Consider the following 25,783-nt stretch of genomic DNA (forward strand, 5'->3'; position numbering starts at 1 on the left):
ATCTTGGTGCCGTCTCTGCCCGCAGCCAGAACGCCGGCGATCGGCTTGACCACATTGCCGCCGAACTCCGAACGTTCGCGCTCCGCACTCTTGAAGAACCGCCGTAGATGGTTCCGTCAGAGATGTGCAAATTTCCCCGCCCCGATTGCCGGGCTCTCGTGGCCAGGAGTTTTTCCAGATCCAGGCTCAGGCAAACCCACGCCGCCATCCTCGTGCAGACCCAGTAAAATCGGATCGATCAAGCTAGGAGATTCCACCTGGCCATGCCCATTGTTATGTGCCGGGCCCACATCATGCCGAACGAAAACCGTCTTCCGCCCAGGGTCAGGCTAACCGAAAAGCATTCAACAGCGCCCATCGTTCGTCTTGATAACGAATGGTTAACCATAACTGGCGCAACGTGTGCGCTGTATACCTGCCGTGATCGGTCGTAGACCGCTCCTCCAAGTTCCGCGTTGGCAGCTGTTTTGTATTTGCTCGCAATGTTCGGGGTTGTGGATGCGTCGGCTCGACCAATCGTTTTTTGCAATCGGCTGTGCGCTGACTGCGCTGCTTTGCGGTTGCGCGAGCAAGCCGTCGATGGAGACGACAGGTTCGGTCGAGACGACGACCCAGGCTGAGGCTCCAAAGGTGGCGAAGGATGCGGGGGCGCGCGACCCCGGCCCACCCACGGCCACGCCCTTTTCGACGAAACCCCGCAGCGCGAAAGATTCGTCGGGCATCGAAGCGGCGGTCCGCAAGGCGCTGAAATGGCACCCTTCCGTGACGGAAACGATCGAGCGCCTGAATCAGCAGAATCAAATGGTGGAGCAGGCGCGCGCCGGCTATCTGCCGCGTGTAAACTGGGGTGTGAACTCGTCTTACGACAACGACGTCGACGGCAACGGATACCGACCGACAGTCAATCTTTCCGCATCGCAAATGGTCTACGATTTCGGCAAGATCGACAACAAGGTCAAGGTCGAACGGGCGGGGGTCGAAGGGCGCAAATCACAGGTTTTGCTGCAAGTGGACGAACTGATCCGCGACACCGCCTTGGCCGTCACCGAGGTGCGGCGCAATCGGGCGCTCGGCAAGATCGCTCAGGACCAGATTCGCGACACCGGCGCGATTCTGGAACTCGTTCGCGCTCGCACTGAAAAAGGGGCGAGCACACGTTCCGACCAGTTGCAGGCCGAGTCGCGGGTGCAGGCGGCACAGTCAAAGCGGCTCGAGATAAACGCCCAGGCGCGGAGCTGGCAAAGCAAGCTCGGAAACCTGACCGGGTCCACCGGGGACGCACAATCGGCCTCGGTGTCGGGCTCTGTTCCAGAATGGCTCGAAGAGGCATGCACGGCCGCCCCCCCGGATTGGTCGCGCATTCCTGCGATCATGCAAGCCGATGCCGAACGCACGGCGGCAACCGCCCAGGTCGATCTCAGCAAGGCAGAGGGGCTGCCCACCCTATCGCTGGAGGCCGGTGTGGGGACCGATCTCATGGAGATCGGCGAGAGCGATCCTGAATACAATATCGGGTTGAACGTGAAGGGCAGCCTCTACAATGGCGGTGAAACGGCCGCTCGTCGCCAGGCCGCCGATTTGGCTTTGCGCGCATCCGCGGCCGCACGCGAACGCGTGCGTGTCGAGATTGAAGGCAAGCTGCTCGGCGCAAAGGGACAAATCGCCAGTTACCGACAATTGCTCGCGTCTTTGACCTCTCGTGAAACCATGATGAAGGAAACCCGCGACCTTTACCGCAAGCAATATCTGGATCTCGGCACCCGCACCCTTCTGGATCTGCTGAACGCGGATCAGGAATTTCACGCCGCGCGTTTCGACGCCGTCAACATTCGTTACGACCTGCAGAAACTCAACGTGGAATGCGCTTTTGATACGGGGCGGCTGCGCCGTTATCTCTCCCTCGAGGGCGAGCAATTGCATGGTGTCCGGCTCTGATCGGTCCACTGCTTCACGGAATGCCCAACCGCCCGCCCCTCTTTTGATATTCGCAGTCCGGCGACGCCTGGTGCCTGTCCGGGAAAAATGATCGGCGCACCGCGGTCACAACAATCCCGGAATACCGCCTGCACTTCTCGCAACCGCTTGTGAAATCTGCGTTCTGGGCTTTTTACCGGCAGGCTCTGCGTATATCGGCCAGGCCCGTTCGATCTCCTTCTGAAGGTATCTCGCTATATAAGTTCAATTTTATGAAAAAAACAAATAGTCTAATTTTATACGCTATGGTGAATAATTTTAAACTGTAAAAAATAAAGTTTCATTTGGAAACTGTGATAATCAAGCCTTTGGTATTGTCTATCTTTTGGTTTTGTGGACCATTTTAAAACACAGAGACGCAATACTGTTTCTTTGTGGAGCAATTCGAGTTTTTACTATGTTCTTGTCAGAAATTTTCTTCTGACGAGAGAGTTCCTCAGAACCCATCATCGGTAAAGGTGACCTCGTGGCTGCTGTAATATCAGACAAAGACACCGGAAATCAGAAAACCGTCCCGCTTGAAGCAATCGTTCTCGATGCGCCAAGCGTCGTTACATTACAATTGCCTCCGCGCGCGGTTGAAAGCTTTGTGCGTGAGGGTGACGATCTCCTGCTTCAGCTCCACGACGGCAACATCATTCGAATTGCCAATTTCTACGCCGGAAATGACGGTGAGCGAAGTGATCTGGTTCTTGAGGATGAAAACGGGAACCTCTGGTTTGGGGAGCATGGCGAGGGGCTGGCCGATTTTCAGTTTTCCGAGATAGAATCGGTCGACCAACTCGTTGGCGACGGCGGCGGCGGGAGTGGTTCTTCGCTGATGGGCCTGGCCGCCATGGGGCTCCTGGCCGGCGGTGGTGCCGCGCTCTCCGGTGGCGGATCGAGCGCCGATGATGGTGATGCAGACGCTGATGCCGATGCCGATGCGGACGCGGATGCGGATGCTGATGCGGATGCCGATGCAGATGCAGACGCGGACGCCGATGCCGACGCGGACGCTGATGCGGATGCAGACGCAGATGCCGACGCCGATGCAGACGCGGATGCAGACGCGGACGCCGATGCCGATGCGGATGCAGATGCTGACGCCGATGCCGACGCGGACGCCGATGCAGATGCCGACGCTGATGCGGATGCAGATGCCGATGCTGATGCAGATGCAGACGCAGATGCCGACGCGGATGCAGATGCCGATGCTGATGCTGATGCAGACGCCGATGCAGACGCAGATGCCGACGCGGATGCAGACGCCGACGCCGATGCGGACGCTGATGCCGATGCGGATGCGGACGCCGATGCTGATGCTGATGCAGACGCCGATGCAGATGCCGACGCGGACGCTGATGCCGATGCGGATGCGGACGCCGATGCCGATGCTGATGCTGATGCTGATGCTGATGCAGACGCCGATGCAGACGCAGATGCCGACGCAGATGCCGACGCCGATGCGGACGCTGATGCCGATGCGGATGCCGATGCTGATGCAGACGCGGACGCTGATGCCGATGCAGATGCCGATGCCGACGCTGATGCTGATGCGGATGCAGACGCTGATGCAGATGCGGATGCTGATGCAGACGCAGATGCCGATGCCGATGCGGACGCGGATGCCGACGCTGACGCCGACGCCGACGCCGACGCCGACGCCGACGCCGATGCGGATATTCAGGCGTTCGACGATTTTGCCAGAACCGAGGTGAACATCCTGCCGACCTCGACGACCGTCGATCACGGCAGTGCAAACTATGTGGCGTTGGCTTCGATTGGGGCGCTGGACCTCCAGGCCGAGGTGCTCGGCACCTCTACCGTCGGCTTCAGCGTCGAAGAAGGCCACACGCTGGAAGCGGATTTCGATTACAGCGCGCTGGCATCGTTGGGTGTTCTCAGCGACTATGCTCTGGTCATTCAGAAATGGGATGGCACGCAGTGGACCGGTATCGACGGCACCGGCGAGGCGACGCTTCTTGAGCTTGGCTTGCTGAGTGGCAACGAGTATCGCGTCGAGCAATTGCTCGAATCGGGTCAGTATCGCGCCTTTATGACCTTCGATGGTGTCGGGGTCGGTGTGCTCGGCGACCTACAGGTGTCGGGAACAGATTTCGACTTCACCGAGATTGGTGGTTACGATCCGGTTCCGGTTTCCGGCAATGTCGTCACCGACGTGAATGATGACGGGCAGGTCGACGACGTAACGGCGACAACAGTGGTGTCGCAGGTAAACGGTGAGGCGGTTGCCGGGCCGGGAACCACCATCGTGGGCACCTACGGCACGCTCACCATCGACCCCGACGGCAGCTATACCTATACACCCAACGCTGCCGGCGACGGTATCGGCCAGGTCGATGCGTTCACCTACACGCTGAACGATCCCGAAACCGGCAACACGTCGACAGCCACGCTGTATGTGCAGATCGACAGTGAAGGACAAGGCCTGGTCTGGAACGATCTTGACCCGACCCAGCCGGCCACGCTCGATATGGCGGCGGTGGACGACACCGGAACGGCCGGGATCGACACGACCTACGTCGTCACCACGCAGCAGGTCGACAGCGCCATCCAATACACCAACATAGTGGGTAGTGGCGAAGGAAGCTATGAGTTCACCGTTGCCGACCAGGTCGAGAGCGATCTGTCGATCTCGGTGAGTGCGTCCAGTCTGCTCAATCTGCTCGACTCGATCGCATTTACGCTGGAACAGTTCATCGACGGCGCCTGGGTGGAGATTGCCAACAGCAGCGAGGCCGGACTCATCGATGTGATCGGCATCGTCGGTGAATCGCTTCAAGCGACGGTCAACGACCTGTCGGCGGGCCAATATCGTCTGGGTGTCTCCGATAGTGGGATCGGTGTTGGTGTGACGGTTACCACTGACGTGACCTTCGAAAACAGCGACCTGACGCAGATTGTCGCCGATGGCGGCGTCTCGACACAGGGCAATGTGCTCGACGACGACACGCTGGGGTCCACCTATACGGTTCTCAAGGTCGCACCCGATGGGATCAACTATGAAGAACCGCCGCAGGCGGGAACGCAGCTCGTCGGAACCTACGGTACGCTGACGATCTTCGCCGATGGCAGCTACATCTATGAGCCGGATCCGGACACGGCGTCCATCGGCCAGTCGGATGTCTTCACCTATCAGCTTGAGCATCCGAACGGTTCGACGGCGGAAGCCACGCTCACCATCGATATCGAACAGGGTGCCGGGCCTGGCACATTCGCCGCAGTGGCTTCGATCGAATCATTTTCCGCCAGCGAGGATGTGATCGGGCTCGACAATCTCGACGGCCCGGACGAGGGAGACGATGGATCCGTTCAGAACTCCGGCGTCAGCGACGGGGATATGGCCGGTCTGCTCGACGACGGCAGCAATGCTGAAGTGTCGTTGAACGGTCTCGATGGGCTTTCACAGAACACCGAAGGCGAAGGCGCCACGGGTGAAAGCGCCGATAACGGTTCCGGCGCGGACGCGGGCGACACGCAGAATGCCGATGAACCTGTCGATCCGTTCGGGCATCTGGTGAATGACGATGACCTGGATGGGTCCGGTTCGACGAGCGTTTAGCCCCACGCATACCGTGGCGCGGCCGGATGGTCGCGCCGCGAAAACATACCGATTGACCAACCGAAGGGGATCGCATGATGGGCCCCGATTTGGAGCAGGCAGAGGTTCCCGGCCATAATGGCCCGGACCTCTGGGCGTGGATTGAAGCGCTGGAGCATGTGGCGCGGCACTACAATGTGCCGTTTTCCGCGCAGGGTGCCCGGCAATTGGCACAGTCTCTGGAAACGCCAGACGCAGCCGAGGGCATCGTCAAGATTGCGAAGAAGTTGGGTTTGCGGGCAAAGCCTGTGCGATTTCGCACGCTCAACAGTTGGCGCCTGCCGGTTCTGGTAGAGCTTGAAAGCGGACTTGTGGGCGTTGTCGCCGCGCTCAGCGCCGACCGTTGTGCGTTCGTGATCTTCAGCGGCGATGCCGGCCAGTCGACCACCATTCCCCTGGACGATTTGTTGGCAGAAACGAATCTGATGGTGCTCGCCCGTCCCGAACGCGCGATGGCCGATGAGCGCGTCGACGCCTACATCGCACCATATCGTAAGAATTGGTTCCGCCGTATCGCGCTGCGGGATTTGCGACCCTATGCCCATGTGATGCTGGCATCGCTGGTCGCCAATCTGCTGGCGCTTGCCGGCATCATCTTCTCCATGCAGGTCTACGACCGTGTGGTTCCGGCGAACTCGATGAACACCCTATTTGTCCTGTTCTCCGGTGTGTTGCTCGCGGTGTTTTTCGATTTCATCATCCGGCGGCTGCGGACGGGAATCCTCGACGTCGTGGGCAAGCGTGTCGACCTGCGCATGTCGGATGTTCTGTTTGGCCACGCGCTTCGGGTGAAGAACCAGGCCCGACCGACATCGACGGGAACCTTCATCGCCCAGTTGCGCGATATGGAACAGGTGCGCGAATTGCTGACCTCGACGACGGCGGCGGCAGTCGCCGACCTGCCGTTCTTCCTGCTGTTCCTCGGCATTTTCTGGTTTATCGGTGGCGCTCTGGTGATCATCCCCGCTGTCGCCCTTCTGCTCCTGATCGTCCCGGGGGTGATGGCACAGGGAAAGCTCCGCGGCAGCGCACGCGAGGCGATGCGCGAGGCCTCGTTGCGCAACGCCATGCTGGTTGAAGCGGTACAGGGCATCGAGGATGTAAAGGCCTTGCAGGCGGAGGAGCGTTTTCAGCAGCGCTGGAACCACTTCAACGCCATTGCGGCCGATGCGCAATTGCGTCTGCGTTCGATCACCAGTGCGCTGACGGGCTGGAGCCACACGGTCCAGACCAGCACCTTCGCCGTCATCGTTTTCTTCGGGGCTCCGATCGTCATGAACGGCGATATGACAACGGGTGCGCTGGTTGCCTGTTCCATTCTCGGTTCGCGCATGATGGCGCCTATGGCCCAGATGAACCAGGTGCTCGGGCGCCTCCAGCAGGCAAAGGTCGGGCTGAAGAGCCTCAACACCATCATGGAAATGCCGGTGGACCACCCCGAAGCCGAAGTGCGCGTGTCGGCCGCGGCCCTGCGCGGCACATACCGCATGCGCACAGCGGTGTTCACCTATGGTGATCTCAGCGCGAGACCGGCCTTGACGGTGAAGGAACTGAACATCGCGGCCGGCGAGAAAATCGCGGTGCTGGGCAAGAACGGTGCCGGCAAGTCGACCATTCTGCAGGCCCTGTCGGGCATGCTCGAACCGCTTTCGGGCGAGGTGACGCTCGACAGTCTTGCCCTTGGCCATATCGATCCCGCCGATGTGCGGCGTGATGTCGGGCTTCTCACGCAGAATGCACGGCTGTTTCACGGCACGATCCGTGACAATGTCACGATCGGAGCGCCCCACGCTTCCCAGGAGGCATTGTTCGAGGCGCTGGCCATGGTGGGTGCGGACGACTTTATACGCCGCCTTCCAAAAGGGCTCGATCATCCCGTGCAGGAAGGCGGGCTTGGGCTGTCGGGTGGGCAGCGCCAATCCCTCTTGCTTGCGCGCTTGTTGATCAGGCAGCCGACGATCGTGCTCCTCGATGAACCGACCGCGGCAATGGACGAGGCCACCGAGCGCCAATTCATAAAGCGTTTTCGCGATTGGTCGGCGGACCGCACCGTGGTCATCGCCACACATCGTATGCGCATTCTCGAACTGGTCGAGCGCATCGTCGTCTTCGACAACGGTCGCGTCGCGCTGGACAATGGCAAGGAGGACGCCTTGAAGGTGCTGCAGGGCGTCAAAAAGGTCGTTCCGGCCAATGCACCAGGCAACCGTCAGGTCGCCGGATGGGAGGTCTGACAATGGCCCTTCTGCACAAAGACGGAATGTCGGGCTGGGAATATGGCGATCATGACGATGTGCGCCTGTCCCGATCGACACGTGTCATAAGAGTCCTGTGCCTGCTGCTGGCGGCCGCGCTTGTATGGTCCTATTTCGCAACCCTCGACGAGGTTTCCTCCGGCAGCGGTCGCGTCATCCCGACCAAACGGGAACAGGCGATCGAGTCGTTCGAAGGTGGCATTCTATCCACGCTTCACGTGCGTGAAGACCAGGTGGTGGAGCCGGGCGAGCTTTTGGCGCAGCTCGACCCCACGAGAAAGGAATCCGACGTGGAGGAAAGCGCGGCGAAATATCGCGCCGCTCAGGCCGCGTCCGTACGGCTGCAGGCGGAGGTCAACCGGACACCGCTCCAGTTTCCCCCCGAGCTCCAGGAGCACCCCGAATTGATCCGGTCGGAGCGCGAACTCTATGAGGCACGGCGCCGGTCGTTGCGGGAATCCTTGCGCTGGATCGAGGAGTCGCTTGTTTTGGTGACCGAGGAACTGGAAATCAACAGGTCGCTTTCGGCAATCGGCGCGGCCAGCAATGTCGAAGTCATCAGGCTTCAGCGCCAGGCCGCCGAACTGGAACTGAAGAAGGCGGAGGTCAATTCCGAGTATCTGGTGCGCGCGCGCGAGGAACTGACCGAAGCCAACGCCGAAATGAACGCGCTTTCCCCGGTTGTTCGCGGCCGATCGGACAGCCTTGCGCGCTTGACCCATCGTTCGCCGGTACGCGGCATCGTCAAGAACATCGAAGTAACCACCATCGGGGGTGTTGTTCCCCCCAATGGCAAGCTGATGGACATCATACCGCTCGACGATCAATTGCTGATCGAGACGCGGATTTCCCCCCGCGACATCGCCTTCATTCATCCCGGGCAACGGGCGAGCGTGAAGATCAGTGCCTATGATTACGCTGTCTACGGAGACATAGAGGGAGATGTGACGACCATCTCGCCCGACACCATCCAGGACGAGGTGGAAAAGGACAAATACTACTACCGCGTCTTCATCGAAACCGAGGATGACGCACTGGTGAACAAGGCCGGCAAGCGCTTTCCCATCGTGCCGGGCATGGTTGCAACGGTCGATATTCACACCGGCAGCAAGACGGTTCTGGACTATCTCGTCAAGCCATTCAACCGCGCGCGTGAGGCGCTGCGAGAGCGTTAGGCAGGCAATCATGCGACACGAAAAATTCGACGGATTCTCCGAAATCAGAAGGATGGTACGTCAGCGCATGGCGCCGCTTGAAGCGCCATTCCCGCCGGTGATCCTGTTCTTCTCCGTCTCCGACGGTGAAACGCGCGCCCGCGTCGTCAGCGCCACGGGCAGCAATGTGGAAGCCGCCTGGCAGAAGGGGTTGTCGGAGCTGCGCCGGGTGATGCGGCGCGATGGGCTCGAAGGGCGGTGGCTGCGCGTCGACTGGGTGGACCGCGCAGAGCCCGCGACATGGAAAAGCCTGCGGCAAGGCCTTGCGCGAGCCAAGCGGAATTACTTTCGGTGCGGATTGGCGCTGGATTCCGGCTTTCAGCGCGCCTTCCTCGAGCAGGAGCTCAACGCAAATGCGATGCTCTATGGCGGCAACCGCGTGGCGCATGCCGTGGTCAACGAAAAGAACTTTGCGCTCTATGCAGGCTCAAAATATCCTGGCTCCGCCAAGCCCGACTTCAACGACGATCAATCGGTTTTCGTGTTCTCCACAAAGGGGGTGTTCCGCGACGTCGACGGAACGCTTCACCTCTTGAACGAGGTCGGGCCTGACACCGGACGGCGGCACGTCGACGCGCTCGATGCACCCTTGGTAGAGCACCTGGTGCGTTCGTCCTCCGGTTATCTCGCCCGGCAGGTCGGTGAGGACGGGGCATTCGTTTACGGTTTCCATCCCTGTTTCGACCGTCGCATCGACGCCTACAACACATTGCGCCATGCCAGCACCACCTATGCCATGATCGAAGCATGGGAAATGACGCGCGATACGACGTTGAGGGCGGCGATAGACCGTTCCCTTGCCCGCATGACGCGTGAACTCATCCGCGAAGCCGCCCTGCCGGACGGTCGGCGGGCAGCGTTTCTGGTGGATGTCGGCGAAGAGATAAAATTGGGCGGCAATGCCGTCGCCCTGCTGGCACTCAGCAAGTTTACGACCGCGACCGGCGACCGCTCGCATCTGCCGTTGATGGACAAGCTCGCGCTCGGCATCGTCCATATGCAGAATCAGGACACCGGGGCGTTCACGCATGTCCTGCGCTATCCTTCGCTTGAGGTGAAAACGGCATTCCGCACCATTTATTACGAAGGCGAAGCCGCATTCGGACTGATGCGGCTCTACGAAATCACCGGAGATTCCCGCTGGCTGGCCGTGGTCGAGAAGGCGTTCGATCATTTTATCGCCGAACGCTACTGGCGCCATCACGATCACTGGCTCGGCTATTGTGTCAACGAACTGACGCGCCATCGGCCGGAGGAACGCTATTTCGCGTTTGGCCTGCAAAACGTCTCGGGTCATCTGGATTTCGTGCGCCAGCGCATAACGACCTTTCCCACGCTACTCGAATTGATGATGGCTGCGCGCGAATTGATCAGTCGGATCGGTGAGATGCCACAGATGACGCATCTTCTGAGCAAGGTGGATCTTACCGCCTTCAGCGAAGCGCTCGAGTTTCGCGCCCGCTATCTGCTGAACGGGTTCTTCTGGCCGGAAACCGCCATGTTCTTTCGTGTTCCCGAAAGAGTGGTGGGCAGCTTCTTCATCCGCCATCACGCATTCCGGGTGCGCATCGACGATGTGGAGCACTACCTGTCCGGTTTTGTCGCGTATCGGAATTATCTCGAACAGCGCGCCGACTTCCAGGCGCTGGCGAAACGGCATGCACGACCGGCATCGGCTGGACGGTCGCCCGTGCGCGCACCGGGCGCCGCCATATGGAATCGATTCACGGTTCTGGAAGCGACGCGCGGCGCGTGGGCGGTTCCGCCCGAAGACGGCTGGACCGCCGAGGGGCTATGCATTCACGCATCCACGCGTAAGTCCGGCCAGATGGTCGTCATGAGGCGCGACCGGGAAACCAGGGGGATTCCGGCAGGCGTGATTTCCGGCATGAAACCTCCCCCCGCGGCGCTCATTACCGCAAGCGCCGGTCCCGGCCGGTGTTCCCGTTCTCTCCGTGAACGACACCGGCGCAGCAGTCCTCGCCCTGGGCCGCTATGCGCGCCAATGCATGAGTGGCAAGCTTCTCGCTGTCACCGGCAGTGCCGGCAAGACGACATCCGTCGCAATGCTTTCGCATGCGCTGGAGCCCTATGGGAGCGTCGCACAGAGCGCGCACAACGCCAATCTTCCCCATGGTGTCGCTTGGAATCTTGCCTCCATCCCCCCGGACACCGACCATGTGGTTCTCGAAGTGGCTGTCGGACGCATGGGGCAGAGCGCGCGCATGGCGAGGGCTGACATAGCCATTTTTACCAACATCGCGCCGGCCCATCTCAACGAGACCACCACGCCCCGCGACATCGCAACAACGAAGAGCGCGATATTTCAGGGCATGGCGCCGGGCGGCGTGGCAATCCTGAACCGCGATATGCAGGAATGGGATGTGGTGCACGCGGCGGCGCGGAAACATGGATTGAAGATCGTCCACTATGGCACCACCGGGCACTGCGAATACCGGCTTCTCGACTACGATGCGCAACACCGGCGCGTGCATGCCAGCATTGGCGGCCGGGCGGTTACGTATGCTTTCAAAGCGGCCGGCAAGCATATGGCGCTCAACAGCCTCGCCACACTCGCTGCCATTGCCGCGCTGGGGCACCCGCTTGAGCCCGCTCTTCAGCAACTGGCCGATTTCGTTCCGCTTCCTGGGCGCGGCGAGGAACATCGGCTCACCGTCGGCGGATGCACCTTCGACCTCATCGACGATGCGTATAATGCCAATCCGGCCTCCATGGCCGCCGCTTTTGCCAATCTCGGCAGCCGGGCCGGTCAAGGGCGGCGCATCGCCGTTCTGGGCGAGATGGCCGAACTGGGCGCCGAGGCCAGACGTTTTCACACCGAACTCGCTCCCTTGATCGAAGCCAACGGCATCGATCGCGTTCATGTGTTCGGCGCCCTGTACGAGGACTTCTGGACTTCCTTGCCGAATGCACGCAAAGGATGCCATGCGGCGTCGCTGGCAGAGATAAAGCAGGTCTTCCTTGCCGATCTTCGTGATGGCGACATGGTCTTGATGAAGGGATCGAACAGCACGAGACTGCACACGCTGGTGGCCGATATGAAGGACAGTTGCAGGAATTGAGCGAAGTTGTGGAGAACGCCTGGATCCTCTAGCGATGCTTGAGAAGAGACGGAGCGCATTGTCCTGCCGGAGAGCCCGCGACTCGCGGCCATTTTGGAGGCAGTCGTCGGCGATGTGGGCACCGAACCAATCCGCCTCCGGACGCACGAAAAGATTACGCCACGTCGGATCGTTCCATCTCGAACGGCGCGATCACCGGCGCGCCGTTGAGCTCACCGAATTCCGCGTTCACTCCATACGTCGCCCGGATCGTCTCCCGCGTCAATGCGTGTCGCCATGGACCCTCGGCGATGAGTTTCCCCTTATGCAGCAGAACAATTCGGGTCGAGAACCGCGCCGCCAGTGCCAGATCGTGTATTGCCACCAGAATGCCGACGCCCCGCTCCCGTGCCTGAGCGGCGAGAAAGCGTAGGGTGAAGAGTTGATTGCCGATATCGAGCGCACTCGTCGGTTCATCGAGTACGATAAGGGGCGTCTGTTGCGACAGGGCGCGCGCGAGTATCACGCGTTGGCGCTCGCCACCGCTCAGCCCGTCGAGCGTGCGGAAAGCAAGCTTCGAAAGGTTGAGCTTTTCGAGCATCCTCTCCACCAATGCAATGTCGTGCGCGCCGGGGCTCATGCCCATATAGGGCGTGCGCCCGAGCAGGCACGTATCGAAAACGCTGACGGGGAAGCCGTCGGGCGTGCGCTGTGGAACGTAGGCCACAAGCCGCGATCGCTCTCTTGCCGACATGCCGCCGATATCGCGTCCGTCGAGCATTACCCGCCCGCTTTCGGGCGGCGCCTGGCCGAGCATCGCCCGAACCAGCGTGGACTTGCCGGCGCCATTCGGCCCGACAAGGCCGACAATCTCGCCGGGCCCCACCCGAAGCGATATGCCGTCGAGAACGGTGGTGCCGTTCAGCACCTGTCGTAGATTTTGCGCTTCAAGCGTGCTCATGCGAAAGCCTCCCGCCTGCGCGACACGATCAGGTGCAGGAAGACCGGAACGCCCACGAACGCGACGACAATGCCCACGGGCAGGACAGTCGGACTGAAGGCGAGCCGTCCGATCGTATCGGCGGCCAGAAGAAGGGCCGCGCCGCAGATCGCCGCGAAGGGCAGCAGAAGCCGATGATCCCCGCCGATAACCATGCGTGCCAGATGCGGACCGATCAGGCCGACGAAACCGATGACGCCCACAAAGCTGATGACCGAGGCTGCGGCAACCACTGAAAAGAGAATGGCGAAGGTGCGCAGGCGGCGCACATCCACCCCCAGCGAACGCGCAACATCGTCGCCCGCGACGGTAAGCGCGTTGAGCTGCCACGCTCTGGCCTGAATGGGAACGAGCACAGCGAACAGTACGGCGGCACACAGGCCGACCGCGTCCCACTGTACACCGTTAAGGCTGCCGAAGGTCCAGTGAACGACGCGGGCCAGTTGCTCTTCGGTGGCCACGAACTGAACTGCCGCGGTCAAGGCGCTGAACAGATACATCAGCGCGATACCCGTGAGGATCATCGCCTGTGCGCCCATTCCCCGCCACCAACTCAGCGAGAACACACCGAATGCGCAAAGCAGCGCACAGACGAACGCCGACAGCGGAACGAAGTAGACGCCCGCCGCCTGCAAACCGATGCCGAACATGATGGCGACGGACGCCCCGAAACCGGCGGCCGAGGAGACGCCGATCGTATAGGGGCTGACGAGCGGATTGCGGGTGATGGCCTGCATGAGAACACCGGAAACCGACAGTGCGGCGCCGGCCACCAGCGCCATCACCACCCGTGGCAAGCGCAGATGGATCAGAATCCGTGCCGCCTGTTCGTCCGGCGAGACCGGCAGATAACCCAGGCTCGCCCGCTCCAGCAGGACGAGAGCGAGCGTTCCGATGCTCGTGTCGTTGATGCCGCGCACCGAGACCGCAGCGGCGGCGGCCAGCAATAGCACCAGCGACAAGGCGACGAGCAGAATGCGCCGCCGTCCGCCATCCCGATACCGGGCGCCGAGGCTTTTGCCTTTCTCGGTCGAAGCGACGTTAACCGCCCCGGCATCTGCTTCAAGCGCATCGGTCATCTGCCCCGTCCTGTCACGTCAAGCCGCTCAAAAATCGCCCTGATAGGTCATGCCCGGCTGATAGGGCAGACCTTGGAAGTCCTCGATCCAGCGGCGCATGGCCTCTTCCGGATCGACATCCTTGAACAGGTCTGGATGCGCCCATTTGGCGATCTGCAGCGCGCCGGTGATCTTCGACGAGCCGCCGGCGAGATAGTAGTTGATGACGTGGACGTTCTTCGCCTCTGCCGCCGGCGTGGCGCGGATGTCTTCACGCGTCATCAGTCCGTCCCAGGTCGTCTTATACTGCTCCTTTGGGATAGACGTGTAGGAGCCGGGTTCCAGCTTGACGATCAGCGCCGGCGCGCGTCCGACGAGTTCCTCGGGATCGATGGTGAAGGCGTTTGGATTTCCGCGCGCGGCCGGCTCGTCCTCGATAACGATTTCGCCAAAAACGTTCTTGCCGCCACCGGCCTCGATCATGTCATGCCAGCCCGATCCGGGCGTGACCGTCACCAGAGGGCGCTTTTCCTCCAGATAAACCGACACCGGTTCGACGCCTTCGAGCCGCTCGGCCAGAAGCGCGTTGTAATCCTCATAATAGGCAACGAGATCGGCCGCCCGCTCTTCACGACCGAAGAGCTTGCCCATCAGCTTGACGTTCTCGACATGCTTGAGCGTGTCCCAGGAGGTGACGACCAGAACCGGGATGCCGAACGGTTCGAGCTGGCGCGCCGCCTCCTCGTAAACGCCGTTGCGCGGCAGGATGACGAGATCCGGATTCTTGGCAACGATGGCCTCGTAATTGGGTTCGCTCTGCCCCTGCCCCACCACATCGTCGGGCCCGAATTCCGGCCAGTAGTCGGGGTCGCGATAGGTGCTGGCGCCGGTGCCGACCACCTTTTCTATGGCCCCGATCGCGCGGGCGAATTCGACCGAGTAGCGGTTGAAGATCACCGCGCGCTCGACGGGCAGATCGACCTCGACCTGACGTCCGACATCGTCGGTGATGGTTTCGGCGAAAGCGGGCTGGGAAAGTGTCAGCGCGACAAGGGCGGCGCCGAGAACGGACTTGAATAACATGATCACCTCGATCGACACGGTGCGCCGGAAGGTGCATGAAAGAGTGTCCGCATCGACCGTATGCGAAATGGAGATTTCGCTCTCCCGCGTGACCGGCCGTCGCTACCCTCTTGCCGGACACCTCGCCGACAATTGCGTTTGCGCCAAGGCCGGTCTCCTGGCTCGCGGCTCGGACGTTCGCATATCCCTTCCCGGTCGCAACCAGTGGATCGATACCGAACTTGCCGCCTACAGTTGCGAGGGCAGCCGCAGATTGGGACGAACCCGTCCTGCGTTCCCGTTTCATCCGCCGTAGCGGAACCGTGGCGCACAACCCTTAGCTGGATCAGGGACACAAGGCCACCGGTTTTCCGGTCATCGCGAGAATTATCCTGCGTTTGGGGCGCTCGATCGCTGTATCGAGTTATGCTTTATCCTGTCGCAAAACACCCCATATTCGCCGCCTTCCGGAGAGAGCGTGTCGCGCGGCCCGGGCGACTTGTAAAAATCGGGCTGGAAATACGGGCCGCATAAAGCCACAAATGCCGCAAGGACTCGCAGAACAAGCGCGAGAGAAGCCGGGCTCAGGTCAGCCCAGGTCAATTCGATCCTTTCAGGAGGGATTATGAGAGTTACCGTATTTGGAACGGGATATGTCGGACTGGTTCACGCGACTGTCCTTGCCGAAGCCGGAAATGAAGTGGTTTGCGTTGATATCGATGAGGAAAAAATCGCGCGGCTGCGGCAGGGACAGGTGTCGATCTATGAGCCTGGGCTGGAACGCCTGGTTGGGGAGAACCAGCGCGCCGAACGGCTTTCCTTCACAACCAGTGCCCGGGAGGGGGTGGAGCACGGGCGCATCCTGTTCATAGCGGTCGGCACACCTCCCGAAGAGGACGGTTCGGCAGACATCCGTCATGTACTCTCGGTTGCGCGCACCATCGGGCAGCATATGGAAGGCCCAAAGCTCATCGTTGTAAAATCCACGGTGCCCGTGGGGACGGCGGACAAAGTGCGTGAGATCATCGCGACCGGGCTTCGCGAGCGATCCAGTGAGACCGGGTTCGCCGTCGCTTCCAATCCGGAATTCCTGAAAGAAGGGTCGGCCATCGCCGACAGTATGAAGCCCGACCGGATCGTGCTCGGTATCGAGGAAGGAGATATCGAGACCGAGACATTGCTTCGGGAACTGTATGGGCCCTTCAACCGGAACCATGAAAAAATCATAGTGATGGATGTAAAGAGTTCGGAGCTGACAAAATATGCTGCGAACTGCATGCTCGCGACGAAGATCAGCTTCATGAATGAAGTTTCCGGTCTTGCAGAACAACTCGGCGCCGACATCGAGAAAGTACGTCAGGGCATAGGGTCGGATCCCCGGATTGGCTATCACTTCATTTATCCCGGTGCAGGATACGGCGGGTCATGCTTCCCCAAAGATGTCAGGGCATTGATCAGGATGGCCGATCCCGAAATTTTCGACCCTGTTCTCCTTCGTTCCGTGGAAGAACGGAACGAAAAGCAGAAAAACGTCATGTTCAAAAAAATAATGAGCCACTTCAATGGCGATATAAACGGCATGACATTCGCCATCTGGGGACTTTCTTTCAAACCCAACACCGACGATATGAGGGAGGCGCCCTCGCGTACGGTGATGGAAGCCCTCTGGTCCGCCGGAGCCCGGGTTCGCGCCTACGACCCGAAGGCGATGAACGAGTGCCGCCGGATATATTCAGACCGTCCCGATCTCTATCTGGCCGCCTCGCAGGAGGACGCCCTCAAAGGTGCCGATGCCCTTGTCGTGATGACGGAATGGAGGGTGTTTCAATCCCCAAACTTTGAATTGATGGCCTCGGAACTCTCCGCCAAAGTCGTTTTTGACGGAAGAAACATATTCAGCCCCTCCGGTGCCAGAAGGAACAAGATAACGCTCCATTCAATCGGCCGCCCGGCCCCGGTGTGATTGCGCAAGGCCGCACAATCGGATGACAAGCATCAGGATCGAAAATCGAGCGCTGAAGTCCCGAGGCGACACCTCAATTACTGTGTAAGCCGGCTTCCTGAACTGGCACCTTCGACTGCAAATTCCGCAACCCGGGTAATATGATCCGACATGGCCGCATAGATCGCATGGGAGCTGAAGCGTTTCTCGAATTCGTCTATTCTGCCGCCCCTGTTCAGCGCGAGAGCGGGATTGTCTAGTGCCTGCACGATGGCATGAGCGAGAGCCTCCGGGTCATGGCTTCCCAGTGCCACGCCGCCACCCGTTTCCTGGTACAACCTCGCCAGTTCACCTTCGATGGTTGCTATCTGGTAAGTGCCGTAAGCGAGATATTCGAACACTTTGTTCGGCCATCCCTGCGGGGCAGCGGAATGATAAGGCAGCAACCCCGCCTCGGAACGCCGCAAGACAATGCCGATTTCTTCGGCGTCGATCCAATCCGTCAAGACGACGTTTGGAAGCGCGGCGAAACGCGGGCGAAGCTGTTCGGATTGCACCCCCTCGCCGGCGATAACGAACTGGATATCGCTGCGATCCGCAAGCAGACGCGCCGCTTCGAGCACCAGGGGCAAATCGTAGGTATGCCCCCACGAACCGACGAAAGAGACGACCTTCGCCTCCGGTCGGATGCCGGTTCGCTGGAGGAATGCGTTCGTGGTCGCCTCGTCCGCGATCGGGCGCGGCGCATAGCCCAGGGGGAACATTTTGTCGATGGGACTGGGCGCGCGCCCTCCCTTGTCGATGCCCCATTGAAGATAGCCGGGAGAAATGCCGATGAGGGACGTGGCATTCGCGCAGGCAAAACGAACCTGACGCTCGAGAGGAACAAGTGCAAGCCGCGCCAGCGGGCGCAGAGCGACTGGCAGGTAATCGCCGAAAAAATCCGGCCAAAGGTCGCGAATCGAAAGCACGGTGGGGACGCCGCATTCCTTGCCGAATGCAATCGCCGCCGCAGCGGCTTCGGTCGTTGGGATGTCCGTCACGATAACGTCCGGACGCTCCGCGCTTGTTCTGGCAAAGCGCAGAAACGAGCGCGCAAAAGTGCGATTGTGCCGGATGCGGGCAAGACCGATATTGCGCTTGTAGCCCGGCCCCGGCAGCACCGTGATTGTGAGATCGGTTTCCGCCGTGAATTCCTGGCTTCGCGGAGAGCGCTGGCGTTTCTGATAGTGATCGAAACTGGAGGTGATCCAGCGGGTGCTGTGCCCAAGGCGCGCCAGGGACTGCGCCAGCATCCCCATGCGCATCAGTCGCCGTGTGCCCGGGTCGGTTGGAATGGGTTCGAGATCCCGGACAAGCCAGATTTTCATGCAGCAATGCCGGATTTTGACGTCATTACGGGTTTACAACGGTTTGCGTTTCTCATGCGATGGCGTTAATCACCCTGCGATGCGATCTCTGGCAGTTGGACAACAATGAACTTGTGGCACCAGATTCGGCCATTTCTCTCTAAATTTGTGCGGTTTATGCACATCAGCTATCTCGAAGCCAAGTCCAATTATCAAGGCACGAGGCTCGGCCTTCTATGGCTTCCCGTTTCCACGCTGCTTTTCACAGGAATGCTGGCTCTCGTGTTCCGACATTCCGATGCCATGACGATCACCGAATTTTTTCTCTACGTGCTGTCGGGCTATATTCTTTGGCAGTTCATTCAGGCCTCGATTATTACCAGCACCGACATCGTCCAGAGACAGCTCGAATTCGCCATTCATAACAATCTCACACTGGCGGGACTTTTCGGCAAGCTCCTCATGGATCGCCTGTTCGAATACGGCATCAATCTTGCGCTGCTCGTTGCCGTGATTGTGCTGTTGAGTCCCGGGAACGTCGACCTGAACCTGGCCCTGTTCATCCCCTTCGTCGCGATAATCGTGCCGACATCGCTTGCCGTCAGCTATCTGGTAAACGCCGTCACCATCTTCTTCCCTGATCTGTCGACTCTGGTGAAGACAGGGACCCGCTTCATGTTTTTTGCATCGCCCGTTTTCTGGGTGGCCACCGACAGAACCGATATCCGCACCTTGCTCGTTCAGTACAACCCGGTGTCCTATTATATGGACATAACGAGACAGGTTTTCGGCATTCTGCCATTGCAGCCGGCTTCCTGGATCAGCAGTGCGCTCGTTTCGCTCGGTCTTTGCGTGGCCGGATATATTACCTTTGTCTACTCGCAGAATTTTGTGAGGAACATTAAATGAGCGCAAGCATCGAGATCGAGAACGCCTCGGTAAGCTATTTCATGCGCAAGGTCGGCACGTCCGACAAGGCCTCCGAGAAAGGCAGCGTGGGCGCACAGATCGTGGTCGGCAAGCGCTATCTCGAGATTGCCGCGCTCAGAAACATCTCGCTCTCCCTGAAAACAGGCGACCGGGTCGGGCTGATCGGCATCAACGGCTCGGGCAAATCGACACTGTTGAAAGTCTGTGCTGGCGCCTTGGCCATCCAGTCCGGTTCCATCGAAATCAAAGGGATGGTCAGTCCGCAATTCGCGCTGGGGTCCGGCATCAAGCCCAACCTTTCGGGCCGACGCAACACCGAGCTCAAATGCCTTTATATGGGCACACCGCAATCCAAGATTGCCGCTGCCACCGAAGAGGTCAAGGAACTGTCCGGACTGGGTGGTTATTTCGAGCTGCCCATTCGATCCTATTCGGCGGGCATGCGTTCGCGACTGGTGATGAGCCTGATGCGCCTGGTGCGCGGCGACATCCTGATTATGGACGAATGGATCAGCGCCGCCGACGCCTCGGTCAACAAGACGGTTTCCAAACTGCAATCCGATCTCATCGAGTCCTCGTCGATCCTCATTATGGCCAGCCACTCCCAACGCATCCTGGAAGATTGGACGACAACACTGCTCTGGCTCGACCGTGGAGAAATTAAAGCGATGGGACCGGTGGCAGACGTTTATGCAGACTACAAGAAGTGGATGAACACCAAGGCTTGAGCGGGACGTCCCGGTGATTTGCACGACAAACGCGCCGGTTCGCTACAATTTGTTCGGAACCATGTGGCCAACAGGCTTTCCCCTTGGTGGCGCCCGCCAAACACGAGTGTCGGCCTTTTAAGTTACCGAGCGCAGACCATAATTCTGCTCTATATCGGATACGATCTGCGCCATGATATTCCCGGCTCTGACATGCTTCTCCGCAAGATATCCGTTGTCCATGGCGGGGATATAGACTTTTCCGTTGGGGGTACGCCGATCCGGTCCGCTGCGGCGAGGGTCTTCCAGGCACCACCATTTTCCCAGGGGAGACACCGCGCACAGCCATGCGGGCGTGCCGACTGCAGCAGCCAACTCGTAGGGCAGTGTGGAGATTCCCACGACAAGATCCAGAGCGCCCGTGAACGCGGCAATCTCATCGAAATCGTTGTAGAAGTCCACCTCGCCGTCGAAAAAGCGAACATTAATCGCCTCCCCCGCCAGACGCTCGGCGGGCTCCACATTGTGCTGTATGGATATCAGCGACACCGGGAGCGCGGTCAGCGGTTTGAAATCCTCGATACTGAGATAATGCTGGTTCCGCTCGACATCCTGAAGACCTGACCTCCATATGATGCCGATGCGGGGCCTGTTCGGCACCAGCCGGGAAAGGCGTTCCGCCCAGTATACCGACCGATCCGGGTTCGGCTGCAAATATCCGGCATTGCCGTTTTCCGGCATCTGCGGCCTGGCTCCCCCCTGCGTAAGCCAGGTTCTCACTCCGATGTCCTCGATAAAACTGACCTCTTCGCAGGAGAGCGATTTGTCGAAGGACGGGTTGTCGAGCCGCGTGGCGAGGTCCATGGCCGGCACGCGGTCACGCTTTGCACGCCCCTCGGGTCCAAGGTTTCTGCCCCAGTTCCTGGAAACCGGGTAGAAATTCATGGAAGGAAAGCTCCGCTCGAACAGGCCGGTCAATCTCGGGTCACACGAAATCGAGACGTTCTTGTAGTGCTGCGTCAAACCGGAATAATATTGTGCCCAGCGCACTTCGTCGCCCACGCCATCGCGGCCGATGACGAAAAGGCTCTCGCATTGTCCTGAAAACGGCGTTGCGTCGAGCCCCATGCTCACGCTGGCACGCTTGCCATAGATTCTGCGCGCCACGAGATTGCTCGGTTGCGCGCCCCGCAACCTGATATAATCGACGAGATCACCGTCGAGCATGCGTGCGAGCGCGGCGCTTTTGTCGAACCCGGCCTGTCGCGCACCGTGCTTCGCTCTGACCTCCAGGATATGTTTCACCTTTTCCGGCGCGTCGTCGAAATAGAGCGCGGCTTCCACGATCATGTCGAAGAACTTGGCGTCCTGCCCCGGCGCCGCTTCGAGCGCGGCCGCAAGGATTCCGTAAGCGCCGAACCAGTCGCCTGCGCGCGCCTTTCCGAGCGCACGCATTCGCACGAGGCTTGAATTGCCGGGAAACGCCTCGGACAGGCGCACAAGCGTCGCTTCGTCCAACTGCCCTTCATCCAGAGTGTCGAGGATACGAATGTCGTCTTCCGCCTCGGGATGCTGTTCCTCATACAACTGCATTACATCCAGACGAGCCCGAACGCGAAAGCAGATACGGTCGACGGCGTCGGCGAGCACTGGATCCGCTCCCTTGCGCAGAAAAAGGTAATGGGCACAGTCGTGCCTTACCCTGGGATGGGTGCTGATCATGCGCGCAAGGGTGCGAACCAGATCCATATCCCGCGCCAGCCACGCCACTTTCAGCGCATTGAGCAGAAATGCCTGACTGTTTGAATATTTCAGAAGACCGGCTTTGCTAAGGCTCAATGCAGCCGGCAATCGGTTCGCCATGTAAAGCAGGTGTACCTGTACGGAAACGCTTTGGGCCGAAGGACGGAACCGATTGTATCCCTTTATAAGCCATATGAACAAGCTGGTGGAATGCCCGGCGCGCGCAATGTGGAGACGCTTCAGGACGAAATTTCGAAGCCTGGCCTTAAGCGCTTTTCGATACAAGTCCGGTATCCTCAATCTTCGCTACGGTGCCGCGCATCAGATACCAATTGGCGAAAACAGTCTCGGCATGCTTTCGTCCGACACCGATGTGTTGCGGGTTTTCCACCGCATTGCCTTCCTTGCCGTCCAGAAGATCGGCGAGGCTGCGCTCTTGTCCTCGCAGTGCATTTGCCAGTGCGGGACTGTTCGTTGTCTCATCGGAAGGCAGGGCGACAAGGGCATGCGTGAACATATCGAAATCCTGGCGAACCGTCTCCACCAGCCTCTCCCGCATCAAAGCGGAAGCCTCGTCTTCGAGTTCGGTTGCCATCATGAGCGTGGATGCCGTGCGGCCCAGATTCTCGCGATGTCGCTGCACCCGTTCCGGCATAAGCCACCAATCTTTCGCCGATGCGCAGCGCGCGCCAAAAGCGACCGATGAAGCATGAAGCGCCTTCTCCAGAAGCGCGATCGTTTGCAAGAGCAATTCGCCGGCGCGAGCGCGCTGGTCTTCGGCCTCGAAATAGAGCCCCCGTGCAAGGGAAACGCTTAAAGCGGCTTTCGCCAAAGCCGCGGTCCACGCTTCATACCGCTCCCGGCTGGGTTTCTCGTCAAGGGCTGCGCTAAAACCCTCGTCGAGTGCCAGGAAAAGCGACGAGGCGGCGCGTTCGAATGCGGGAAAATCTCCCCGCACGATGGTTTTGTCCAGGTCCGGGAGCATGGATATGGGGTCGACGTCAGCGTGCCTCTCATCGCCACGCAGTGCCAGGATGCGCTGGACAGCCTTCAGCATTCAACCGCCCCTGTTAGAGCAACTCCCAGGACATCGGTGTGCCGCGCTTGATATCCTTGGTGACGGTACGGCCGATCAGGTTTTTGCGATACTTCACGGGCAGGCCATGCCCAGGACGGATCGATTTGAGATTGTCCTCGGTCAACTTGTCCCCAGCCTTGATGTCCTGGGTGATGTAAAGCGATCGGCGATTCTCTTTGGAAATCCGCTCCGCAGGCATACTTCCGAAGCGCGGCGTTCCGATCGCCGCTGCCGCATCCCGCGTGTGTTCGCACAGCAGCTTGAGCTCCTCGGGTTCGAGCGAGAAAGCGCTGTCCACCCCGCCATCGGCGCGGCGCAACGTAAAATGCTTTTCAATCACCGTGGCCCCCAGCGCAACCGCGGCAACCGGCAAATGCGTTCCCATCGTATGGTCCGACAGGCCCGCCTGACACCCGAAAGCGTTCGCGAGCACCGGAAGCGAGGCGATGTTCGCGTCGGCCGGGTCCGCGGGATAAGCGGACGTGCAGCGCAACAGAACCAGGTCCTCGCAACCGTTATCCCGCGCGGTTCGAACCGCTTCGTCGATCTCCGCCATCGTCGCCATGCCCGTCGACATGATCAGGGGTTTCCCGGTCGATGCGGCCTTGGCGATCAATTCGGTGTCGATCAACTCCAGGGAGGCGATCTTGTAGGCGGGAACGTCGAGCGTTTCGAGAAAATCCACCGAGGACAGATCGAAGGCGGAGGAGAAACCAACCATGCCGTGCTCCCGGCATCTGTCGAATATCGGGCCATGCCATTCCCAGGGCGTATGGGCTTCCTGATAAAGTTCATACAGAGACCGGCCATCCCAAAGACCGCCGTCGAGAACGAAATCGCCCGCATCGATGTCCAGCGTCATCGTATCTGCGGTGTAGGTCTGAAGCTTTACGGCATCCGCGCCGGCAGCACCGGCAGCATCCACCAACTCCAAGGCGCGCTCGAGGCTCTGATTGTGGTTTCCCGACATTTCCGCAATGATGAACGGCTTGCACCCCCGCCCGATCTCGCTGTTTCCGATCTTGAAATTTCTCATGCTCCAACGTCCTTTCGGGATGTTTTCAGAGCCTCCACGATCCGTGACGCTCCCAGGCCGTCTACAAGGGCCTGCCCACGTTTGGCCAGATGGTGCCGCAAAGACGGATCGGTCCGCAACCTTTCGACACTCTGCGCAATCTGGGCCTCGTTGTCCGGCGCAATATCCGGCGCAAATATATCGCCACGCCGACCGGCTTCGGCAACCAGTTGCCTCTGGTTTTCAGCAACCACGAGCACAAGGCTCGGCAATCCAAGGCACATTCGCTCGGCCGTCGATGTACCGCCCGCCCCCACGCTCATGGAGGCTTGCAACATCAGTTCTGCCAGTCTCGGAGTTTGCACATGCAGCCGATAGCCGTGCGCTGCGCATTTCGCGCGAATGCCCTCTATATCCGGATGCACCGCTCCAATGACGACGTCGACCTGGTTGAAAGCGGGCAGACGGTCGAGCGCATTGAGCACGTTTCTGGTGTAATTGGGCAGGTCCGCGCCGCCGATCGACACAAGCAACGAGCCTTCCTCTCGCTGCGGCGCTGGTTGTGCCCGCAGATGGCGAAATTCGCCACGCAGGATGGCGTATTCCGGCCCGAGAAGCCGCGCCGCTTGAGCTGGTATCAGCCCGTCGTAACGCGTCTCGAAATCGTCATAGCCGTTGGTATCGATAACCACGCTGCATAGATGCGGGCGATTGGCCAGATCATCGATGACGGCAATATGCTCCACTTGTCGGCGGACGACCGCCTCCCATTCGGCATCGATCCCATAGTGATCGCACACCAGCCAATCGGCTCCGCCGAATGCTTCCAACGCCCTTACGACGTCATCGGCGTCGGTTTTCTGATCGACCCGCAACCAGGATGCGTACCCCGTGGCGCCGGTCGGTGCGGCTTCCGGCAATGCAATGGTTTCGTGTCCATGTTCTGCGAGTTGATTTCGAATCTTCGACGGCATCTGGCGGTGCAGGAAAACAGACCGGAAACCCGCCCTTTGCGCTTCATCCGCGAGCGCCAGACACCGCATTGCGTGCCCAAGACCGATCTCCACCGACGCGTCGACGCGGAAAGCCAGTTTCATGCGCCGCTCTTTTGCCTGGCCGAATACAGCGCCTCGGCAACCACCCAATCATCCTCGGTGTCGATATCGCAGACTTCCGAACGGTCCAGAACGACCATCAAACTACGCGATCTGAAAGGATGCCGCTGTGCGCGCCAGGTCGCGGCGCGTGCCCAGTAAAACTGTCCCGCATCGTGATACAGGGGCTCCATATCCTGAGTTCTCTGTTCGGCGAACTCCGGCAGAAATGGAGAAATCTCTCCATCCGCGTCGCGGCGAAGAGCACGTTGGGGTGCGGTATCGAATTGCTGCGCAGCGAACACGAATTCAATCGTTGTTTCTGCCTGCAAGCGCTCGAAGCCTTGGCGCAAACGCTCCGCTCGCAACAACGGCACGGTGGCATAAAGGCAGCAAACCGGAACCTCGTCGGACAGTTCCATCTCCTCCACCGCATGAGCGACGACCGGAGTGGTTCCGGCATGATCGTCGGCCAGCGCGGCCGGCCTGGAAAAGGGCACAGATGCGCCGGCGGCCAACGCCAAAGAGGCGATCTCCTCGTCATCGGTTGAAACGACGACGTCGGCCCCGATATCGGCGGCGATCGCCAGGTCGATGGCACGCTGTATCATCGGGACGCCGTGGAAAGAGCGGATGTTCTTTCTGGGGATACGCTTGGACCCGCCCCGAGCCGGTATGACAACGACTGGACGCATG

The 25,783-nt window shown here is 60.0% G+C and carries 18 protein-coding genes, 1 pseudogene and 1 riboswitch; of the genes and pseudogenes, 9 read left to right on the forward strand and 10 right to left on the reverse strand.

From position 1 onward, the window contains the following. Nucleotides 1–498 precede the first annotated feature (498 nt). Both QZ638_RS06055 and QZ638_RS06060 read left to right on the forward strand, forming a co-directional pair. Nucleotides 499–1,935, forward strand: a complete 1,437-nt coding sequence (locus QZ638_RS06055; RefSeq protein WP_295808062.1) for a TolC family outer membrane protein — start codon at nucleotides 499–501, stop codon at nucleotides 1,933–1,935. Nucleotides 1,936–2,440: 505 nt separating this feature from the next. Continuing rightward, nucleotides 2,441–2,575 (forward strand): annotated as a pseudogene (locus QZ638_RS06060) (hypothetical protein); the annotation flags it as partial. Here the strand turns inward: QZ638_RS06060 and QZ638_RS06065 are convergent. Then, the gene (locus QZ638_RS06065; RefSeq protein ID WP_295808118.1) at nucleotides 2,531–3,706 is read right to left on the reverse strand and encodes a hypothetical protein; all 1,176 of its coding nucleotides are present in this window, start codon (nucleotides 3,704–3,706) and stop codon (nucleotides 2,531–2,533) included. The pseudogene QZ638_RS06060 and the gene QZ638_RS06065 overlap by 45 nt on opposite strands. On the opposite strand from QZ638_RS06065, the gene QZ638_RS06070 reads away from it, so the two are divergent. From QZ638_RS06070 to QZ638_RS06085, 4 genes are all read left to right on the forward strand, one after another. After that, nucleotides 3,671–5,539, forward strand: coding sequence for an Ig-like domain-containing protein (locus QZ638_RS06070; protein ID WP_295808114.1), 1,869 nt, complete (start codon nucleotides 3,671–3,673; stop codon nucleotides 5,537–5,539). The genes QZ638_RS06065 and QZ638_RS06070 overlap by 36 nt on opposite strands. A 74-nt stretch (nucleotides 5,540–5,613) precedes the next feature. Beyond that, nucleotides 5,614–7,812, forward strand: a complete 2,199-nt coding sequence (locus QZ638_RS06075) for a type I secretion system permease/ATPase (protein ID WP_295808065.1) — start codon at nucleotides 5,614–5,616, stop codon at nucleotides 7,810–7,812. Between the two features lie 26 nt (nucleotides 7,813–7,838). Beyond that, complete coding sequence (locus QZ638_RS06080) at nucleotides 7,839–9,008, forward strand: HlyD family type I secretion periplasmic adaptor subunit (RefSeq protein WP_295808116.1); 1,170 nt, start codon at nucleotides 7,839–7,841, stop codon at nucleotides 9,006–9,008. Between the two features lie 2,105 nt (nucleotides 9,009–11,113). Beyond that, entirely contained in the window at nucleotides 11,114–12,130 is a 1,017-nt protein-coding gene (locus tag QZ638_RS06085) for a Mur ligase family protein (protein WP_295808066.1), read from the forward strand. A 154-nt stretch (nucleotides 12,131–12,284) separates the two neighbouring features. On the opposite strand, the gene QZ638_RS06090 is transcribed toward QZ638_RS06085, so the two are convergent. From QZ638_RS06090 to QZ638_RS06100, 3 genes are read right to left on the reverse strand one after another with little or no spacing between them, the layout of a single operon-like run. Beyond that, a complete protein-coding gene (locus QZ638_RS06090; RefSeq protein ID WP_295808068.1) occupies nucleotides 12,285–13,070 on the reverse strand; it encodes an ABC transporter ATP-binding protein in 786 nt (261 codons plus the stop codon). Continuing rightward, nucleotides 13,067–14,188 (reverse strand): iron ABC transporter permease, encoded by a 1,122-nt coding sequence (locus QZ638_RS06095; protein ID WP_295808070.1) that lies wholly within the window; start codon nucleotides 14,186–14,188, stop codon nucleotides 13,067–13,069. Before QZ638_RS06095 ends, QZ638_RS06090 begins: the two co-directional genes overlap by 4 nt. Nucleotides 14,189–14,215: 27 nt before the next feature. Continuing rightward, the gene (locus QZ638_RS06100) at nucleotides 14,216–15,250 is read right to left on the reverse strand and encodes an ABC transporter substrate-binding protein (RefSeq protein WP_295808072.1); all 1,035 of its coding nucleotides are present in this window, start codon (nucleotides 15,248–15,250) and stop codon (nucleotides 14,216–14,218) included. Nucleotides 15,251–15,379: 129 nt separating this feature from the next. Beyond that, a riboswitch (cobalamin riboswitch) is annotated at nucleotides 15,380–15,570 on the reverse strand. A gap of 284 nt (nucleotides 15,571–15,854) precedes the next feature. Here QZ638_RS06100 and QZ638_RS06105 point away from each other — a divergent pair. Then, nucleotides 15,855–17,192 carry a UDP-glucose/GDP-mannose dehydrogenase family protein gene (locus tag QZ638_RS06105; RefSeq protein WP_295808074.1) on the forward strand — a complete coding sequence of 446 codons (1,338 nt, stop codon included), beginning with the start codon at nucleotides 15,855–15,857 and terminating at the stop codon, nucleotides 17,190–17,192. Between the two features lie 77 nt (nucleotides 17,193–17,269). Here QZ638_RS06105 and QZ638_RS06110 read toward each other — a convergent pair whose 3' ends face one another. After that, nucleotides 17,270–18,541, reverse strand: coding sequence for a glycosyltransferase family 4 protein (locus tag QZ638_RS06110; RefSeq protein ID WP_295808076.1), 1,272 nt, complete (start codon nucleotides 18,539–18,541; stop codon nucleotides 17,270–17,272). 156 nt (nucleotides 18,542–18,697) lie between these two features. Between QZ638_RS06110 and QZ638_RS06115 the strand changes: the two genes are divergently transcribed. Both QZ638_RS06115 and QZ638_RS06120 read left to right on the forward strand, forming a co-directional pair. Continuing rightward, complete coding sequence (locus QZ638_RS06115; protein WP_295808079.1) at nucleotides 18,698–19,429, forward strand: ABC transporter permease; 732 nt, start codon at nucleotides 18,698–18,700, stop codon at nucleotides 19,427–19,429. Beyond that, complete coding sequence (locus QZ638_RS06120) at nucleotides 19,426–20,178, forward strand: ATP-binding cassette domain-containing protein (RefSeq protein ID WP_295808081.1); 753 nt, start codon at nucleotides 19,426–19,428, stop codon at nucleotides 20,176–20,178. The genes QZ638_RS06115 and QZ638_RS06120 overlap by 4 nt, the downstream gene beginning before the upstream one ends. Before the next feature lie 117 nt (nucleotides 20,179–20,295). Here QZ638_RS06120 and QZ638_RS06125 read toward each other — a convergent pair whose 3' ends face one another. The 5 genes from QZ638_RS06125 to pseF form a co-directional block, all read right to left on the reverse strand. Continuing rightward, nucleotides 20,296–22,020 carry a hypothetical protein gene (locus QZ638_RS06125; protein ID WP_295808083.1) on the reverse strand — a complete coding sequence of 575 codons (1,725 nt, stop codon included), beginning with the start codon at nucleotides 22,018–22,020 and terminating at the stop codon, nucleotides 20,296–20,298. Between the two features lie 145 nt (nucleotides 22,021–22,165). Next, nucleotides 22,166–22,957, reverse strand: coding sequence for a hypothetical protein (locus QZ638_RS06130; RefSeq protein ID WP_295808085.1), 792 nt, complete (start codon nucleotides 22,955–22,957; stop codon nucleotides 22,166–22,168). 13 nt (nucleotides 22,958–22,970) lie between these two features. Next, nucleotides 22,971–24,014: a pseudaminic acid synthase gene (gene pseI, locus QZ638_RS06135; RefSeq protein ID WP_295808089.1), complete on the reverse strand. Its 1,044-nt coding sequence runs from the start codon at nucleotides 24,012–24,014 to the stop codon at nucleotides 22,971–22,973. After that, complete coding sequence (gene pseG / locus QZ638_RS06140) at nucleotides 24,011–25,090, reverse strand: UDP-2,4-diacetamido-2,4,6-trideoxy-beta-L-altropyranose hydrolase (RefSeq protein WP_295808091.1); 1,080 nt, start codon at nucleotides 25,088–25,090, stop codon at nucleotides 24,011–24,013. The genes pseI and pseG overlap by 4 nt, the downstream gene beginning before the upstream one ends. Next, nucleotides 25,087–25,782 carry a pseudaminic acid cytidylyltransferase gene (gene pseF, locus QZ638_RS06145; RefSeq protein ID WP_295808093.1) on the reverse strand — a complete coding sequence of 232 codons (696 nt, stop codon included), beginning with the start codon at nucleotides 25,780–25,782 and terminating at the stop codon, nucleotides 25,087–25,089. The genes pseG and pseF overlap by 4 nt, the downstream gene beginning before the upstream one ends. Between the last annotated feature and the right edge of the window lies 1 nt (nucleotide 25,783).

Origin of the sequence: uncultured Nitratireductor sp., assembly GCF_913053745.1 — a bacterium.
In the GTDB taxonomy this organism is placed as follows: domain Bacteria; phylum Pseudomonadota; class Alphaproteobacteria; order Rhizobiales; family Rhizobiaceae; genus Nitratireductor.

Excerpts from the sequence above, each read along its gene's own strand:
- QZ638_RS06055 (WP_295808062.1), top strand. The coding sequence starts at position 499 with ATGCGTCGGCTCGACCAATCGTTTTTTGCAATCGGCTGTGCGCTGACT.
- QZ638_RS06075 (WP_295808065.1), top strand. The coding sequence starts at position 5,614 with ATGATGGGCCCCGATTTGGAGCAGGCAGAGGTTCCCGGCCATAATGGC.
- QZ638_RS06080 (WP_295808116.1), top strand. The coding sequence starts at position 7,839 with ATGTCGGGCTGGGAATATGGCGATCATGACGATGTGCGCCTGTCCCGA.
- QZ638_RS06085 (WP_295808066.1), top strand. The coding sequence starts at position 11,114 with ATGCTTTCGCATGCGCTGGAGCCCTATGGGAGCGTCGCACAGAGCGCG.
- QZ638_RS06090 (WP_295808068.1), bottom strand. The coding sequence starts at position 13,070 with ATGAGCACGCTTGAAGCGCAAAATCTACGACAGGTGCTGAACGGCACC.
- QZ638_RS06095 (WP_295808070.1), bottom strand. The coding sequence starts at position 14,188 with ATGACCGATGCGCTTGAAGCAGATGCCGGGGCGGTTAACGTCGCTTCG.
- QZ638_RS06100 (WP_295808072.1), bottom strand. The coding sequence starts at position 15,250 with ATGTTATTCAAGTCCGTTCTCGGCGCCGCCCTTGTCGCGCTGACACTT.
- QZ638_RS06105 (WP_295808074.1), top strand. The coding sequence starts at position 15,855 with ATGAGAGTTACCGTATTTGGAACGGGATATGTCGGACTGGTTCACGCG.
- QZ638_RS06110 (WP_295808076.1), bottom strand. The coding sequence starts at position 18,541 with ATGAAAATCTGGCTTGTCCGGGATCTCGAACCCATTCCAACCGACCCG.
- QZ638_RS06115 (WP_295808079.1), top strand. The coding sequence starts at position 18,698 with ATGCACATCAGCTATCTCGAAGCCAAGTCCAATTATCAAGGCACGAGG.
- QZ638_RS06120 (WP_295808081.1), top strand. The coding sequence starts at position 19,426 with ATGAGCGCAAGCATCGAGATCGAGAACGCCTCGGTAAGCTATTTCATG.
- QZ638_RS06125 (WP_295808083.1), bottom strand. The coding sequence starts at position 22,020 with ATGGCGAACCGATTGCCGGCTGCATTGAGCCTTAGCAAAGCCGGTCTT.
- QZ638_RS06130 (WP_295808085.1), bottom strand. The coding sequence starts at position 22,957 with ATGCTGAAGGCTGTCCAGCGCATCCTGGCACTGCGTGGCGATGAGAGG.
- pseI (WP_295808089.1), bottom strand. The coding sequence starts at position 24,014 with ATGAGAAATTTCAAGATCGGAAACAGCGAGATCGGGCGGGGGTGCAAG.
- pseG (WP_295808091.1), bottom strand. The coding sequence starts at position 25,090 with ATGAAACTGGCTTTCCGCGTCGACGCGTCGGTGGAGATCGGTCTTGGG.
- pseF (WP_295808093.1), bottom strand. The coding sequence starts at position 25,782 with ATGCGTCCAGTCGTTGTCATACCGGCTCGGGGCGGGTCCAAGCGTATC.